16 protein-coding genes and 1 tRNA gene are annotated in these 15,153 nt (G+C 63.3%); 5 read left to right on the top strand and 12 right to left on the bottom strand.

Annotated elements, in window-relative coordinates:
* Positions 1-18: 18 nt before the first annotated feature.
* Complete coding sequence (locus P0204_RS06670) at positions 19-717, top strand: LysE family translocator (protein ID WP_276222756.1); 699 nt, start codon at positions 19-21, stop codon at positions 715-717.
* Here P0204_RS06670 and P0204_RS06665 read toward each other — a convergent pair.
* Positions 712-1,428, bottom strand: coding sequence for an HD domain-containing protein (locus P0204_RS06665; protein WP_276222755.1), 717 nt, complete (start codon positions 1,426-1,428; stop codon positions 712-714). The genes P0204_RS06670 and P0204_RS06665 overlap by 6 nt on opposite strands.
* Positions 1,429-1,861: 433 nt before the next feature.
* Here P0204_RS06665 and P0204_RS06660 point away from each other — a divergent pair, with 433 nt between their 5' ends.
* Entirely contained in the window at positions 1,862-2,590 is a 729-nt protein-coding gene (locus tag P0204_RS06660; protein WP_276222754.1) for a GNAT family N-acetyltransferase, read from the top strand.
* Here P0204_RS06660 and P0204_RS06655 read toward each other — a convergent pair.
* The 4 genes from P0204_RS06655 to P0204_RS06640 form a co-directional block, all read right to left on the bottom strand.
* Positions 2,587-2,781 carry a hypothetical protein gene (locus tag P0204_RS06655; RefSeq protein ID WP_276222753.1) on the bottom strand — a complete coding sequence of 65 codons (195 nt, stop codon included), beginning with the start codon at positions 2,779-2,781 and terminating at the stop codon, positions 2,587-2,589. The genes P0204_RS06660 and P0204_RS06655 overlap by 4 nt on opposite strands.
* Before the next feature lie 232 nt (positions 2,782-3,013).
* A tRNA-Gln gene (locus P0204_RS06650) sits at positions 3,014-3,117 on the bottom strand.
* Positions 3,118-3,168: 51 nt separating this feature from the next.
* Positions 3,169-3,603 (bottom strand): metal-dependent transcriptional regulator, encoded by a 435-nt coding sequence (locus tag P0204_RS06645; protein ID WP_276222752.1) that lies wholly within the window; start codon positions 3,601-3,603, stop codon positions 3,169-3,171.
* Entirely contained in the window at positions 3,600-4,082 is a 483-nt protein-coding gene (locus P0204_RS06640) for a ferritin family protein (protein ID WP_276222751.1), read from the bottom strand. The genes P0204_RS06645 and P0204_RS06640 overlap by 4 nt, the downstream gene beginning before the upstream one ends.
* Positions 4,083-4,337: 255 nt before the next feature.
* Here P0204_RS06640 and P0204_RS06635 point away from each other — a divergent pair, with 255 nt between their 5' ends.
* Positions 4,338-5,972 (top strand): alpha-amylase family protein, encoded by a 1,635-nt coding sequence (locus tag P0204_RS06635; protein WP_276222750.1) that lies wholly within the window; start codon positions 4,338-4,340, stop codon positions 5,970-5,972.
* Positions 5,973-5,984: 12 nt separating this feature from the next.
* Here P0204_RS06635 and P0204_RS06630 read toward each other — a convergent pair whose 3' ends face one another.
* From P0204_RS06630 to P0204_RS06600, 7 genes are all read right to left on the bottom strand, one after another.
* Entirely contained in the window at positions 5,985-6,491 is a 507-nt protein-coding gene (locus tag P0204_RS06630) for a GNAT family N-acetyltransferase (RefSeq protein WP_276222749.1), read from the bottom strand.
* 66 nt (positions 6,492-6,557) lie between these two features.
* Positions 6,558-6,863 (bottom strand): putative quinol monooxygenase, encoded by a 306-nt coding sequence (locus P0204_RS06625; RefSeq protein WP_276222748.1) that lies wholly within the window; start codon positions 6,861-6,863, stop codon positions 6,558-6,560.
* Positions 6,864-6,990: 127 nt separating this feature from the next.
* On the bottom strand, positions 6,991-8,223 hold the full coding sequence (gene sufD / locus P0204_RS06620; protein ID WP_276222747.1) for a Fe-S cluster assembly protein SufD: 1,233 nt from the start codon (positions 8,221-8,223) through the stop codon (positions 6,991-6,993).
* A gap of 2 nt (positions 8,224-8,225) precedes the next feature.
* Positions 8,226-9,656, bottom strand: a complete 1,431-nt coding sequence (gene sufB / locus P0204_RS06615) for a Fe-S cluster assembly protein SufB (protein ID WP_276222746.1) — start codon at positions 9,654-9,656, stop codon at positions 8,226-8,228.
* A gap of 31 nt (positions 9,657-9,687) precedes the next feature.
* Positions 9,688-10,614, bottom strand: a complete 927-nt coding sequence (locus tag P0204_RS06610; protein ID WP_276222745.1) for an ABC transporter ATP-binding protein — start codon at positions 10,612-10,614, stop codon at positions 9,688-9,690.
* 158 nt (positions 10,615-10,772) lie between these two features.
* On the bottom strand, positions 10,773-11,489 hold the full coding sequence (locus P0204_RS06605) for a DUF4166 domain-containing protein (RefSeq protein WP_276222743.1): 717 nt from the start codon (positions 11,487-11,489) through the stop codon (positions 10,773-10,775).
* A 45-nt stretch (positions 11,490-11,534) separates the two neighbouring features.
* On the bottom strand, positions 11,535-14,336 hold the full coding sequence (locus P0204_RS06600) for a DNA-directed DNA polymerase (protein WP_276222742.1): 2,802 nt from the start codon (positions 14,334-14,336) through the stop codon (positions 11,535-11,537).
* Positions 14,337-14,435: 99 nt separating this feature from the next.
* Between P0204_RS06600 and P0204_RS06595 the strand changes: the two genes are divergently transcribed.
* A complete protein-coding gene (locus P0204_RS06595; RefSeq protein ID WP_276222740.1) occupies positions 14,436-14,627 on the top strand; it encodes a DUF7331 family protein in 192 nt (63 codons plus the stop codon).
* Between the two features lie 85 nt (positions 14,628-14,712).
* Complete coding sequence (locus tag P0204_RS06590) at positions 14,713-15,141, top strand: DUF7322 domain-containing protein (protein ID WP_276222738.1); 429 nt, start codon at positions 14,713-14,715, stop codon at positions 15,139-15,141.
* Positions 15,142-15,153: the final 12 nt, after the last annotated feature.

Raw genomic sequence — 15,153 nt, 5'->3', positions numbered from 1 at the left:
CGATTTTCCGGACTATAGATGCATCTCTGGACCGTCCCGGTACTCTCTCTCGTCACGCTCGTTCCGACAGCTATCGGCGGTGTACTCTTCGGTCTCGCGTTGGCGGCCCCGCCCGGACCGATGAACGCCGTGATCGCCGAGGAGAGCGCGGTCCGTGGCTGGCGTGCCGGGTTCACCGCCGGTCTCGGTGCGATGACGGCCGACGCGTGTTTCTTCGTCCTGGCCGTGCTGGGTGCTGCAACCGTCGTGACGAACACGCCGGGACTCCGTCGTGTGATGATCGCCGGCGGCGGGCTCCTGATGCTCTGGTTCGCCTACGGTGCTGTCGGGGAGGCCAACGCACTCTCGACCGCCGAGGCCGACGTCGACGAGGAGAGCCAGGGGTTCCGGAAGGCGCTGGTCCTGGCGTTGACAAACCCCTACCAGGTCGCGTTCTGGCTCACCGTCGGCATCGGATTGCTAGAGACGGGGAGCGTCGACGTCCTCTCGTATCTCCCGTTCGTCGGAGCGGACCTGGGTGGACTGTTGGTGGTCCAGACGGGTCATCCGGTGTTGCTCGCGGGGTTTTTCGGCGGGATCGTAGTCTGGATAACGGGGTTCCCGGCGGCGATCGTCGCCGCTCGGCGACGCGTCGAACGGCTCGCTCCGATCGTCGCGTGGGCCAGTGCGCTCGTGCTCGCGTCGTCCGGGGTCCTGTTCCTGTTCGAAGCGCTATGAGTCACGCATTCCGGTCGCCACGTCGTCGATGGGGTCGTCGGCGGCCATCTCCGAGACCTCCATTTCGAGCCACTCCTGGAACCAGCGGGTCCGTTTGAGTCGCTTGTGAGCGATCGATTCGGCGGTATCACTCTCGACACGTTCGCGTGCGTCGTAGCCTCGCTCGATCACGCGGTCGACCATCTCGGCTGCGTCCATGTGTGTCCGGGACTCGTAGCCCATCCGTAACAGCATGAGTGCCGTTCCGTTGGCACCGACCTTATCGAGGACGTCGGCCTCGATGAGACACTGGGTCTCCAACGGGAGATCGGCCAGATCACCCTGGTACGAGTGGTCGGCGATGGCCGAACACACCTCTTCGACGAAGGACTCGGGGTAGTCCCCGTGTGCACGGAGGTACTCACGAGCGATACGTGCCCCGGCTTCGGCGTGAACGTCTTGGTCTGCTTCCAGTTTCGCGATGTCGTGAAACAGGGCAGCGACGCGTGTCACGTCGACGTTTGCACCCTCTTTACGGGCGATCTTCGTCGACAGGTCGACGACGTTGAGGATGTGATTGAACCGGTACTCCGCCGAGTGCCAGGGGTACCATCGCATCCGGCCGCCCTCGTCTTCGTTCTCGACACTAGCAGCCAGGTAGTCGTGGACGAAAACCCGCATCGCTTCGAACTCCTCGTCCGAGACTGGTGACTCCCTAATTTCGACGCCCACAGAACCACCTCCGCCGACAGATTCTCGTATTCATCTTATAACTAGAAAGGCACGTTCGACTCTTTAGCGTTACGACAGACTCTTGGCTTCCGGCGACAGAGAGTGCTGCCGGTCAATACAGCGGTAACGGGACAGAACAGCCTGGGTACCGAAACGCACGATGGTTGAGCGAGCAGTGGTACCCAGCTCGACAAGTCGGACGGACAGGCGGTACAGAACAACCTCTGGCTCGGTAACGGGTCGGCGGAAACTGTGTCGCTATCTGTTCACCTCCATCGCTGATTAGTCCATCTTTGTGCAGATATATAAGACTTTTCCGGACGTAAATTGGATTGTATAATGAATTTGTTGACGTACTAGTGTACGGGCACTCGTCACAGATTCCCGGCTGGTGGGCTGTACGTTTATGTCCATTCGTGCCGACGGTTGACATATGGATATCCGACCAGCGGAACCCGCGGACGGGCCGGCAATCAGGGATGTCGCACGGCGCTCGCTCCAGGCGTCCTATTCGCTAGGGCCACAGGCGATCAACAGCGCCATCGAGGAGTGGTATGACGAACAGCGGCTCGCCGAGACGTTGGCTGACGAGGACCGTCTCCTGCTTGTCGTCGAACGAGACGAACAGGTCGTGAGCTTCTCCGAGAGTGTCCTCTCGGCCGAGGACACCGGCACGCTCCTGTGGATTCACGTTGACCCAGCACACCGTGGCGAAGGACTCGCTTCGACGCTGTTCGATGCCACTCGGACCCACCTAGAAGACCGTGGCGCCGCCCACCTCCGCGGCCGTGTCCTCGAGGACAACGTCGAGGGCAATACGTTCTACACGGAGCGTGGGTTCGCACACGTCGGCACCGAGCAGGTCGAGATCGACGGCCGAACGTACGTCGAAAACATCTACTCCGAGGCCGAACAGCAGGGCCGTGAACCGATCGACGACGAGAGTAACCGGACTGTCTACGTGGACCACGACGCCCACGAACGTGGTTCGATCGCTCCTTTCCACGTCGTCTTTACCGACGAGGAGGACGACGACAAATACGGCTACTTCTGTAGCAACTGCAAGACACTTGCCAACGCGATGGACTCGATGGGACGCATCGAATGTGATAACTGTGGGAACGTCCGGCGACCGCTTCGGTGGGACGCAGCGTACCTCTAGTCGCTGGTATCGTTGAGCCCCGGTGACCGTCCCGAACTGTCCCGGCGTGCTGGTTTGAGCACTAACCAGTAATACAGGCCAAACAGCACCAGCGCGACACCGACACCGATGAGGATGTCCCCGGCGAGGAGTCCGGTCGTGAGATGTGCCGGCACTAGCCCACCGTCGATTACTGTCTGTAGCTGTGGCATAGTTGATCATCTATCCGGACCGAACAAAAACCCGACTTTCGTTCCCAAACGGTGAAAACCGTATTCGACGACGCGAGACGCCGACAGCGGCGACCGGATCGACTGGGTGGTGGCTCCGTGGTCACCGGTGTGAGTCAACGGGCATCGGACCGGAACACGACTCGTTGATCACCCCCCGGAAGGTTCGCATCCGCGGACGATGCTTTCGCTTCCTGGACCGTTCGCCACAGAATAGTCCCGGGCGGATTCGAACCGCCGTCAAGGGCTGTCTTCGACGCCCGGTCGAGACCGACCGTCTCCAAAGGCCCTTATGATTGGCCACTACACCACGGGACTTCGCCGCTCGCCAGGAGAAACAATCCCCGGAACGCACTTGAACGCTTCGAGTCAGTCGCTGATGACCTCGGCTTCCGTCTCCAGCAGGCCACAGACGTCCTCCTCCGCGCTGAAACAGTCGGGACACTGGGGTTCCCGATCGATGATCGTATCGAGGCGTTCGGCGACCGTCTCGTCGATGACTCCCTCCAGTTGCTTTGCCTCGGTCCTGAACTCCTCGACTTCGAGCACCTCGACGAGGAACCGTTCGATGATACAGTAGTTCTGGAGCGCGTCCCTGGCCTGTTTGATCCCTTTGTCGGTAAGGTCGACTCCCTTGTACTTCTCGTGCTCCAGGAGGCCCCGGTCTTCGAGTTTCCCGATCATCTCGTTTGCGCTGGCGGGACTCACGTCGAGTAGGTCGGCGACGTCGCCGGTCGATGCTGGACCGTCGGACTGGTCCTGGACAAGGTAGATCGCTTTCAGGTACTGAGCTTGGGTGTTCATCCGTGGTCCTCCATCAACTCTGTCACGTCTTCGACGCCCTCGGCCTCTTCCTCGCGGATCTCTTTGAGTACTGTCAACAGCCGCTCTCGGTCGATGCTAAACTCCACTTCGGAGGTCTCGATCGCCTCGATCAGATCGTCGTAGAACTTGTAGGCGGTCTCTTCGTTGCACAACTGGTCGTAGAGGATGCCGTCGAACTCCTCGTCGGTCTCGTACTGGGCCTCGACGAGCGTCTCGATGTCGTCGAACGGAACAGTGTCGGCGTTCAGTTCCTCGACGAGGCGTTCGAGACGTTGGCGGTGGTCGGCCGACTCGGCGACGGCGTGGTCCAGCAACTCGGCGACCGCCGGATCGAGCGGTTCGTCGCTGGCCTGGGCGTGCTTGTGCGAGCGTGCCTCGACGACTTCCTCGAGGACCACGCCGATCTGGAGGAGCCGGGTGAGCTGGTGGTCCGAGGCGATCGGTGCCTGGAGGCTCACGGCGATCCCTCCGGCCAGTAGTCACGTGCCGAAACAGTCATGTTCGCCTCTCGGGTGGGCGTCGACTTAAGCCGTTCCCTGTCGGATTCGGTTTACGGGGTCGTGGTTCGACTGTCACCGTCGAACAGGCCGCTCGCTCGATCTCGTGTGATTGGTTGTGGGGACTCGGCGGCTGGATGCCCCGAACCGATGGAGCACTCATACCGACCGAGTCGAAACGCTCACTATCCGGGCAACGGTGGTGTAGGCCAAGAGATGACCGACCCAGGCTGGCACGAAGACGCCGTGATCTACACGCTCGACGTGAAGACGTTCAACGACAGCGACGGCGACGGCTGGGGTGACTTTCAGGGGCTCATCGAGAAACTGGAGTATATCGACGAACTGGGCGTCGATTGTCTGTGGCTGCGCCCGTTCTACCCCAGCCCGCTCCGTGACAACGGCTACGACGTGGCCGGGTACCGCGACGTCGACGACCGATTGGGGTCACTGGCGGACTTCCGCGAGTTCGCCGAGAAGGCCCACGAGCGAGACATCAAGGTCCTGACCGACCTCGTCTTCAACCACACCTCCACGGATCACGAGTGGTTCCAGAAGGCCCGCGAGGACCCCGAGTCGAAGTATCACGACTACTACCTCTGGACCAGCCACGTCGACGACGCATACGACACCGTCAACATCTTCCCCGAGTACGAGGACGGCGTCTGGACCTACGACGAGACCGCCGGCAAACACTACTTTCACCAGTTCTACCACCACCAGCCCGACCTCAACGTCGCGAACCCGGCGGTCCGCGACGAGATGTACGATGTCCTGCGGTTCTGGCTCGATCAGGGGGCAGACGGCTTCCGGATCGACGCTGCCCACCCGATGCTCCAGGCGAAAGGCCACAACGCTACGACGGAAGGCGTCTGGATCTTCGAGGAGATGAAAGACGTCGTCCGGGCCGAGAAGGACCACGCCGTCCTGCTGGCCGAGGCCGACGACCAGCCCGACGAACTGGACTACTACTTCGCCGACGGCAACGCCTTCGACCTGATGTTCAACTTCGTCCTGAACGCCCACATGGTCTACGGACTGGGGGTCAGAGACACCTGGCCGCTCCACCGGGCGGACGAGATCCTCCCGGACATCTCCCACGTGGGACAGTGGGCGAACTTCCTCCGTAACCACGACGAGTGGAACCTCCTGAAACTGCCACAGGAGGCGCTCGAACACGCCCGGGAGTACTTCGGACCCGAGGACGGCTCTTCCTGGATCTTCGGCCGTGGGCACCGGCTTCGGTTGGCGGACCTCCTGGACGGCGACCACGACCGCATCGCGATGGCCCACAGCCTCCTGTTCTCGTACCCCGGCACGCCGGTGATCCTCTCTGGCGACGAGATCGGGATGGGGTCGGATCTCTGGCTCGAAGAGCGGGAGTCGGTCCGCACGCCGATGCAGTGGGACGACAGCGAGAACGGCGGCTTCTCGACGGCCGACCGCGAGGACTGTTACAACCCGCCGATGGTCGGCAACGAGTTCAGCTACGAGCAGATCAACGTCGCCGAGCAACAAGGCGACCCCGACTCGCTGCTCTCACAGGTCCAGCGAATCGTCGAGACGCGCCAGGAACACCCCGCGATCACCGACGGCGACTTCCACATCGCCGAGACGGGCCACAAGGACGTGATGGTCCACCGGATCGATACCGACGACCACGCCTACATCTTCGCACACAACTTCGCCGGCGACTACCGTGAGTCGGTTCTTCAGTGGGAGGTCCCCGACGCCGACACCACGACGGAACTCGGCCCGGGCGGCTACCACGTCGAGGACGGCGGCGTCACGTTCCTGCTGGACCCCTACGACTACGTCTGGCTCCACGGCGACAAGTCCGACTGGGACTGAGCCGCCGCGTCACTACTGCCCGTCGGTTCCCGCGGGCGGCCACTCCGCCCAGGGGACGTCCCGACCGGGATAGGCGACACGCTCGAACGGCCACGCCCTCGCGATCCACTCTCTGGATGCCGTTTCGATCGCTGCCGCAAGTCCACGGTCGATCGCCGCGTCGGAAACCCAGTAGTATACCGCCGCGTCGTACTCGGTCACCGTCGTCGGTTGCACGTACAGACAGCCCAGTTCGACCGTTCCCTCGGTGTCGAACACCCCGTAGGTGAACGCGTCCCGCCGCTGGTGTTCCTTGTAGTGCCAGCAGACGTCGACCCGGTTTTGCGTCTCCGAGAGTCCCGTCGGCCACTCGTCGTCCGATCCGAACGTCCCGTGTAACCGCTCGCCGCTCTCGGTCACCGCGTCGTAGTCGAGACCGGCGTCGTCGGGCGTCAGCGGACGGAGCAGGAACTGCTCCCGTTCCAGTCGGTCGGGAACGCGTTCGGACGGGTCCAGCAAGTCCGGCGTCTCGAAGGGCATACGTCCGGGGACACGCGACACGGATATCGTCGTTGTGGTCACGCAGTCTCCGGCGGTCCCCGAAGGTCAGGCGTGTTTCGCGGCGAGGACTTCGATCTCGTCGATCTGTGGCCCCTCGACGAACAGTTCGTCGGCCCGCTCCATCAGTTCGGCCGCGATCTCGCCGTCGAGGTGTGCCTGCCGACCGTCCTCGTCGGGGAACGTATCGAAGATGCCGAAGGTCGTCTCGTCGAGTCGGAGCGCGAACCACGTCGTCGTTCCCTCCTCGGCCTCGGCCTGTGGGAGCGCGGATTCGAGGAACTCGGCGACTTCCTCGGTCTTGTCGGGCTTCGCTTCGAACCGTGCCTGGAGCGCGTAGTTGGATTCGCTCATCGCGTCCGAGACGTGGGACCGAACGTGAATAAGGGGGTACCCTAACGGACCGCGGAACGGCCGCTCTCCCCAGTCGAGCGGCCGCTGGTCGAACGACGGCGATAAAAAACCGCGATCGCGGGTCGGGTTACTCGGTGAGGCGCTGGACGATCAGGTCGTCCAAGTCGTCGCGGAGTTCGTCGACCGCGACCTCGTCGAGGACGGGGACGAAGAACCCTTCCACGAGCATGTTCTTCGCGCGCTCGGGGTCGACACCGCGGGAGGTCATGTAGAACATGTCCTCCTCGTCGACCTGCCCGACCGTTGCGGAGTGGGAGGCCTCGGTGTCGTGGTTGTTGATGATGAGTTTCGGCGAGGCGTCGGCCTCGGACTCGTCGCTCAGCATCAGCGTGTTCTCACGCTGGTAGGAGGAGGTGTCCCAGGCCTCGGTGCCGACGTCTTGGACGCCCTCGTAGACCGAGCGGGCCTGGTCGTCCAGCACGCCGCGGGTCACGAGGTCGGCGACGGTGTGTTCGGCCTCGTGCCAGACTCGGCTCGCGATGTCGAAGTGCTGGTCGTCGTGGCCGAAGAAGGCCCCGACGATCTGGGACTCGCTGGAGTCGCCCAGCAGGCGCGTCTCGACGTTGCTCTTGGTCAGCCGGGAGCCGATGTTGCCGTCGATCCAGTCGACGGTACTGTAGGTGTCGGCGTGGCCGCGCTTGACCTGGTAGTTGTAGGTCTCCTCCGAGAGGTTCTGGAGCGTGCCGTACTGGACGTAGGCGTTCTCTCCCGTGACGGCCTCGACGACGCCGGAGTAGTACCGTTCGCGCGCGGTTTCACCGCTTCCATCCGAGGCGTCCTCGCCGGTGGTCTGGCGCTCCAGGATCGTCACCGACGAGGAGTCTTCGGCGACGACGAGCGTGTAGTTGAACAGCGACCGGCTGTTCATCGTCGTCCGGATCTTCACGTCCTCGGCGTCGACGCCCTCGGGGACGTAGACGACGGTCCCGGCCGAGAACAGCGCCGTCGACAGCGCCGTGAGGTAGTCTCGCTGTGGATCGACGACGCTACCGAAGTGGTCTTCGATCAGGTCGCCGTGTTCGTCGAGCGCCTCGGACCACGAGAGGACATCGACGCCCTCGGCGTCGACCCGGTCCTTGTCCTGTGCGTACTCCAGCGGGTCGACCAGCGTCTCGTAGTCTAAGGCGTCGAGGTTCGTCCACTTGCGGCCCGGCGTCTGGATGACGTCGGGCATCTCCAGCTCTTCGAGCGCCTCGAACGCTTCCAGCCGCGTCTCCAGCAGCCACTCCGGCTCGTCCAGATCGGCCGAGATCTGCTCGACTTGCTCCGCTGTCAGTGTCGCGTGTACCTGCGTGCTCATTGTTATCCGAGCGAACCCTCCATCTCCAGTTCGATGAGGCGGTTCAGTTCGACGGCGTACTCGATCGGGAGCTCCTCCGTGATCGGCTCGATGAAGCCGGCGACGATCATCTGTTTCGCGTCGTCGTCGTCCAGTCCGCGGGACTGGAGGTAGAAGACGTCCTCGTCGCCGATCTTGCCGACGGTCGCCTCGTGGGCGACGTCGACGTCCGACTCCTGGATCTCCATGTACGGCATCGTGTCCGAGGTGGACTCGTTGTCGAACATCAGCGCGTCACACTCGACGGACGTCGAGGAACCCTCGGCGCCGTCGGCGATGTGGACCAGTCCGCGGTAGTTCGTCCGGCCGCCGTCCTTGCTGATGGACTTGGACTCGATCGTCGATTTGGTGTCGGGCGCGTTGTGGTAGACCTTCGCGCCGGTGTCGATGTCCTGGCCCTCGCCCGCGAAGGCGATGGTGATGTGGTTGTCCGTCGCCCCCGGCCCCTTGAGGACCGTCGACGGGTAGAGCATCGTGGCCTTCGAGCCCATCGAGCCCGAGACCCACTCCATCGTCCCGTCGGCCTCGCAGATGGCGCGTTTGGTGTTGAGGTTGTAGGTGTTCTTCGACCAGTTTTGCACTGTGGAGTACTGGACGTGGGCGTCCTCGCCGACGAAGACCTCGACGCCGCCGCTGTGGAGGTTGAACGCCGAGTATTTCGGGGCCGAACAGCCCTCGATGTAGTGGACCTCGGAGTTGTCCTCGGCGATGATGAGCGTGTGCTCGAACTGGCCCATCCCCTCGCTGTTCATCCGGAAGTACGCCTGGACGGGCATGTTGACCGTGGTGTCCTCCGGGATGTAGACGAAGGAGCCACCGGACCAGACGGCCCCGTGGAGCGCGGCGAACTTGTTGTCGCTCGGGGGGACACACTTCGTCATGAAGTGTTCTTTGACGAGTTCTTCGTGCTCCTGGACGGCCTTGTCCATGTCACAGAAGATGACGCCTTTCTCCTCCCACTGTTCCTGCATGTTCTGGTAGACGATCTCCGACTCGTACTGAGCGCCCACGCCCGAGAGGGCGTTCTTCTCGGCTTCGGGGATGCCCAGTTTGTCGAAGGTGTCCTGGATCTCCTCGGGGAGATCCTCCCAGTTCTCGGCGCCGCCGCGTGTCTCGATGTCGGGCCGGATGTAAGGGACGATGTGGTCGATGTCGACCTCCGAGAGGTCCGGTGCGCCCGGCCAGCCGGTCGGCATCGGCATCTCCTGGAACTGTTCGAGCGCGCGCAGACGCCGCTGGAGCATCCACTCGGGCTCGTCCTTGTCTTCCGAGATGACCCGGACGGTCTCCTCGGTCAGCCCCTTCTCGGTCTCGAAGGCGGCCTTCTCCTCCTTCTTGAACTCGAAACGGGCTTCGGTGTCGGTCTCTTTGAGATGGTCTTGATCTGAACTCATATGTTGATTTGGTGGTGTAGACTGATGGGCGTTACGCGGCCTCGTAAACTTCCTCGCGGACCCAGTCGTAGCCCTCGTCTTCGAGCTTCTCGGCCAGCTCCGCGCCGCCGCTCTTTGCGATCTTGCCGTCGAGCATCACGTGGACGTGGTCGGGCTCGACGTAGTCGAGGATGCGCTGGTAGTGGGTGATCTGGAGGATCCCCGCGCCCTGCTCGTCACGGAGTGCGTTGATCCCGTTGGAGACGTCCTGCAGACGGTCGATGTCCAGCCCGGAGTCGATCTCGTCGAGGACGGCGATCGACGGTTCGAGGATCGCGGCCTGGAGGACCTCGTTCTGCTTCTTCTCCCCGCCGGAGAAGCCGGCGTTGAGATAGCGGGAGGCGAACTTCTCGTCCATGTCCAGTTGCTCCATCTTCTCCTGGAGGATCTCCTGGAACTCGGCGACGCCGATCTCGCCCTCTTCGACGTTGCCCTCCATCGGCGAGGTGTCGTAGCCCGCGGCGTCCTCGTTGGTGTCCTCGGACTCGGCTTCCGCTTCGTCCTCGTCCTCGAAGAGTTCCTCGCGTTCTTCGAGTTTGGCGTTGAGTGCCGTTCGCAGGAAGTTCACCATCGTGACGCCTTCGATCTCCGCGGGGTACTGGAAGCCCAGGAAGATGCCCAGTGCGGCCCGCTCGTTGGGTTCCAGATCGAGCAGTTCCCAGGTACGCAGGTCGTCGGGGATGTCGACCTCGTCGCCGAACTCGTCGTCCTCGAGGTGAAGCAGTACCTCGCCGTCGGTGACCTCGTAGGCCGGGTGGCCGGCGATGATCTTCGCCGTTGTCGATTTCCCCGAGCCGTTGGGTCCCATCAGCGCGTGGATCTCGCCCGACTCGACTTCGAGGTCGACACCGCGAAGGATCGTTTCACCGCCCTCTTCTGCGACTTCAGCGTGGAGATTGTTGATTTCGAGTACTGCCATGGTGGTCTCTTAGGTCAACCGAAATGTAGGGCGTGACGCTGATAATAGTTTCGAGTTTCTACGCTTCGTTTTCCGAATCGAAAAGCGATATTCGGATATGGGAAATCCCGTTCGGTCGGTCCGGAATCACGGCCGTCGGCCGGTCGGACCCGGAGCGGTCACTCGCCGGCGGTCGGTGACACCGGCCGCACGGCGTCCGGCACCGCTTCGCAGTCGATCCACTCGACCTCGAACGAGCCGCGGTACTCGAAGACGAGTCCGACCAGCGGGTTCGTCACGGTCACGGCGATGCGGAACTGTTCGGTCTCGTCGTCGTACCACTCGTGGACGGTCGCCTGTGCGGAGAGCGCCAGCGGCAACGGCACGCAGGTCCCGACTGCGTACAACCGCTGTGGCCCGGTCGTGATCTCGATGCCGCCCCGGTCGCTTACGGCCAGGTCGATGTCGACCGCGAGATGGTGACGCGTCCCGAGGTAATCGACGATCCGCTCCCGCTCTTCGCTGTAGATCATCGCGGCGTCGAACCGCCGGCGCCGGGGCATATCGAACCGCCGCAGCCACGTCACCGTCTCCCGTCCGAACGCGTCCTCGTAGGCGTAGTTCCGGATCGTGAACGGGACCGCGGTGTTCTGCTCGGGGAACATCGTGTTGTGTGTCGCACCGAACCACAGGAACGGCAGCAGGTGTGGCCCGCCGTTTCGGACGTACTCCATCGTCCCGCGGCCGATACAGGCCACGCCGTCGGCGCTCGTGAACCCGAACCGCTCCTGGATCTTCGGGTGCAGCGCCGTGAACTCCTCACCCAGCGCCCGCTCGTAGATCGACCGGCCGTCGGTACCGCCCACTCGGGGGGTCTCGTCGTCGAGTTCGACCATCTACGGTCCCGTCGTCAGCCGCCGTTATAATCGCTCTGACCGGAGCTACATGAACTGGCCGAGCCCGGTCTGTTCCTGGCCGCTCTTGACCTCCTCCCAGGAGATGTCCAGGGCTTCGAGGATCCGGGCGATCGGCCCTTTCAGCGTCTTGTCGAGCATCTTGTCCCAGTCGACCTCGAACTCCTCGGGGATCTGGTCGGCGTACTCGAAACAGATCACGTCGGGGTCCCGGCGGAACTCCCCGTACAGCGGGTCCTGTGCCGGGTCCAGCCCCTGCTCGGCCTCGATACGCTCGAAGAAGTCCGAGTGGACCCGATCCAGGTAGAGACGCTTCGGTTTCGACCCGCTCTGGAAGTTCGTCCCCAACAGGAGGTTGGCGTACTTCGCACCCCTGACCTGTGCCGTGTCGGTGTCGTAGTTGTCCAGTTTCTTCCCGATGCCACCGGGGATGCCCACGTCGTCGAGGTCGACGTTCCCGGCCTGGTAGTCCTCGATCACCTCGCCGACGTACTCCTTGATCGACTCGGCGTCCTCGCCGTGGACGATCCGGTCGATGACCTCCTTCTGGACCCGCTTGGTGATCGGCGCGATGTCCGACCGCTGGTACTCGAAGCCCGTGATGTCGATGTCGTCAACGTCCTTGCCCTCCTTCCAGACGATGTGGCCGGCGTAGCGTTTCTTTTTGCCCGCCTGGAAGAACCGCCGGTAGAGTTTCTCGAACTCGATCTGGAAGCGGTGGTCGTCGGCGTTTAGCCGGTCGCTGGCGAAGTCGTCGTAGGAGGCGTTGATCGTCTCCTCTAGCTCGAAGCCTTTCTGGATCGTCGCCGCGATCGTCTCTAACTCCGGTTCGTCCATCTCGGGATGTTTCTCCCGCATCGCGTCGGTGATCTCGACGCTGCTATCGATATCCTCGGCCGAAACATCCCCCAGCTGTAACATGACGGAGTCGGTGTCCCCGTATACGACCTCGTACCCCTCGCCTGCGACGACTTCGTCGGTGTAGTCGATCACGTCCCGACCCGTAGCGGTGACGGCTGCGCCCATCTCCTTGTCGTACAGGCGGAACCGGTCCCATCCCAACACGCCGTACAAACTATTCATGATCACCTTCACTGCCGCTTGTTGGCGGTCTAAGCGCTCGTACTCCGGATTGTCGGGATCGAACGAGTTCCGCCGCTCCTTCTTCTCTTCCCGTTCCGTCAGGAGTTCGTCGACCATCTCCCGGATGACGCCGTCCGGCTCCTTCCGGAAGTGGGTCCCGTTGGGTGCGCGGTAGGTCTCGCCGTCGTAGCGCTCGGGATCGACTTTCGTCTCCGGGCTGGCGTTGGTCGTCACCATACACATCGGGTACAGCGATTTCAGGTCCAGCACCGTGACGTTCTCCCGGACGCCGGTGATCGGGTCGAAGACCGCTCCTCCCTCGTAGTCCTCGCTCTCCTGCTGGCCTTTCGAGGGCAGTGCGAACTCACCGTGGAGTTTGTGGAGGACGTACATGTCGACGGCGTCGCCGGGGGTGGTCGCGTCTTCGAGCTTACAGCCGACGAACGTCCGGACCTCGTCCCAGAAATCCACGATGTCCTGTTCGCGGTCGAGTTCGACACAGAGCTCCACGTCACGGAGGTTGTACTCCAGCAGGCGCTCGGGGTCGTCCTCCCAGAGATCGCCGATGTCGCCGGCGTACCGTTCCTTGCCGACGCCGAGTTCCTGCTCGCCGACGGCGTCCAGCCGGTAGGACTCCAGTTCGGTGAACTGCGTGCGCTTGTAGGCATACAGGAGGTCGAAGACGACTCGTCCCTTGATGTCGGGCCCCTGCCAGTCGCTGCGCCAGACCTCGTCGACCCGCGAGAGGCGGTCGATGTCGAGGTCGTAGTCGTGGTCGAAACTCCGGAGTTCATCGAGCCGGTCCAGCAGGTACGGTGCGTCGAAGTCGTCGAAGTTCCACCCCGTCAGCACGTCGGGATCGGTCCCGACGATGTAGTCGACGAACGCCTCCAGCATCGCCTCCTCCCGTTCGAAGATCCTGACGTCGACGTCGAGGTCGTCGTCGCCGATCGGGTCGTAGCCGGCCAGCGCTTCGGGGCCGTCGACGCCTTCGGGCGACTGATACAGCCAGAGGATGTACTCGTCGTCGTAGGAGTCGTGTGAGGTGAGACAGACGATCGGCTCCTCGCCGTCTTCCGGAAAGCCCGAGCGGTCGTCGACCTCGATGTCGAAGGTGTTGACTCGCGGATCGGCACTGGCCTCGACGGGGTCGACCTCGCTGTGGTGGACCGTCAGGCTCCCGTCCTCGCTCTCGCGGGCCGGCACGCGGACGCCGCTGGTGATGTCCTTGTCGATGAGCAGGCGGTTGGGGAAGAGGATGTCCGCCTCGTAGTGGTCGAAATCGTCCCGCATCTGGCCCACGTCCCGTGGGGTCTGTCCGAAGATCTTGACCAGTCGTTCGCCCCGGATCGACTCGTAGGGCTCGCCGTCGGCGTCGGTCTCCTCCCAGCCGGTGATGCGGTCGTACTGGCGGAGTTGGTCGGGCGAGACCGACGACGCGGGCGCGTAGAAGTACGGCTTGAACTCGTAGATCTCGGCGTGGACGGCCTCGTTGTCGTCGGTCCGGCCAAAGACGTGGACGACGGGGAACTCGTCGTCGCCCCGTCCCTCGACGGTGTAGTCGACCTGGGTCACGACGAACTCGACAGTCTCCTCGACGGCCGGGAACTGCTGCTCGTCGATGTCGACGACGGTCGCGTGGCTGTCGTCGTTTCCGGCGACTGCTGCCGCCTCGTCGGCCGGCCGGTCGTCGCTGGCGCTCCCTCCCGTGAAATCCCCGAGGGCTCGCTGACTCTCGTCACTCATTGGCCGTCCTTCGAGGTGCCCGATGAAAACACCGGCGGTCGAAATTGTCGTGGGCAGAAAGTATATGTTATGCTGTGTCATACCGGACGACGAAGTCCCATGTCGCACCACGCATCCCCAGACGGCGAGGCGGACCGGTCGGAGCAACTGCGTTCGGAGCCGGCGCTCCCGGACGCGATCCAGACGACGGAGACCTACGAGGTGGACAACGGGACAGTGTTCTACGACGCCCAGAACCCGCTCGCGTGGCTCCAGTCGGACGTGACGATGCCACTGGACGAGATCAACTGAAGCGCGTCGGAGCCCGCGGTGTCCGACCGCCCAGCGGCCGCGACAGACCGGGAACGCTTTTTCGCTGGGCTCCCGTAGCACGGTCGTGGTCCTGCCCCCCGACGAGGACGACTCGGATTCCGGCCCGAGTGTCGTCAACGAGAAGAGCGTCCACGAACCCGAGGAGTTCGACCCCGACAGTCTCGGGCCGTCAATCCCCGAAGCACCGTCAGCACCGGAGCCGCCGCGGGACGGCTCCGCCAGCGAGATCTCCGGGTTGTTCTGGAAACTCGTCGTCGTGTTCAACGTCGCGCTGTTCGGGCTGTCGGTCGGCCCGATGATCATCTACTTCGAGGGGCAGACGGACCGCGGCGTCCAGGTGTTTCTCGTCGGCGCTATCGCCTTTGCCTACGGGTACTTCCGCTATCGTCAGTTCATGAACGACCGCGAGGACGACGACGGTGACGAGGACACGGACGACGACAGTGACGAGTCGGCGTCGCCCGACACGGAGCCGATCGAACGCAACGGCTAACCGTCGACCCCG

Origin of the sequence: Haloarcula halophila, from assembly GCF_029278565.1 — an archaeon.
In the GTDB taxonomy this organism is placed as follows: domain Archaea; phylum Halobacteriota; class Halobacteria; order Halobacteriales; family Haloarculaceae; genus Haloarcula; species Haloarcula halophila.
The sequence above is the reverse complement of the archived record's forward strand: the minus strand, read 5'-3'. Positions and strand labels throughout refer to the sequence as shown.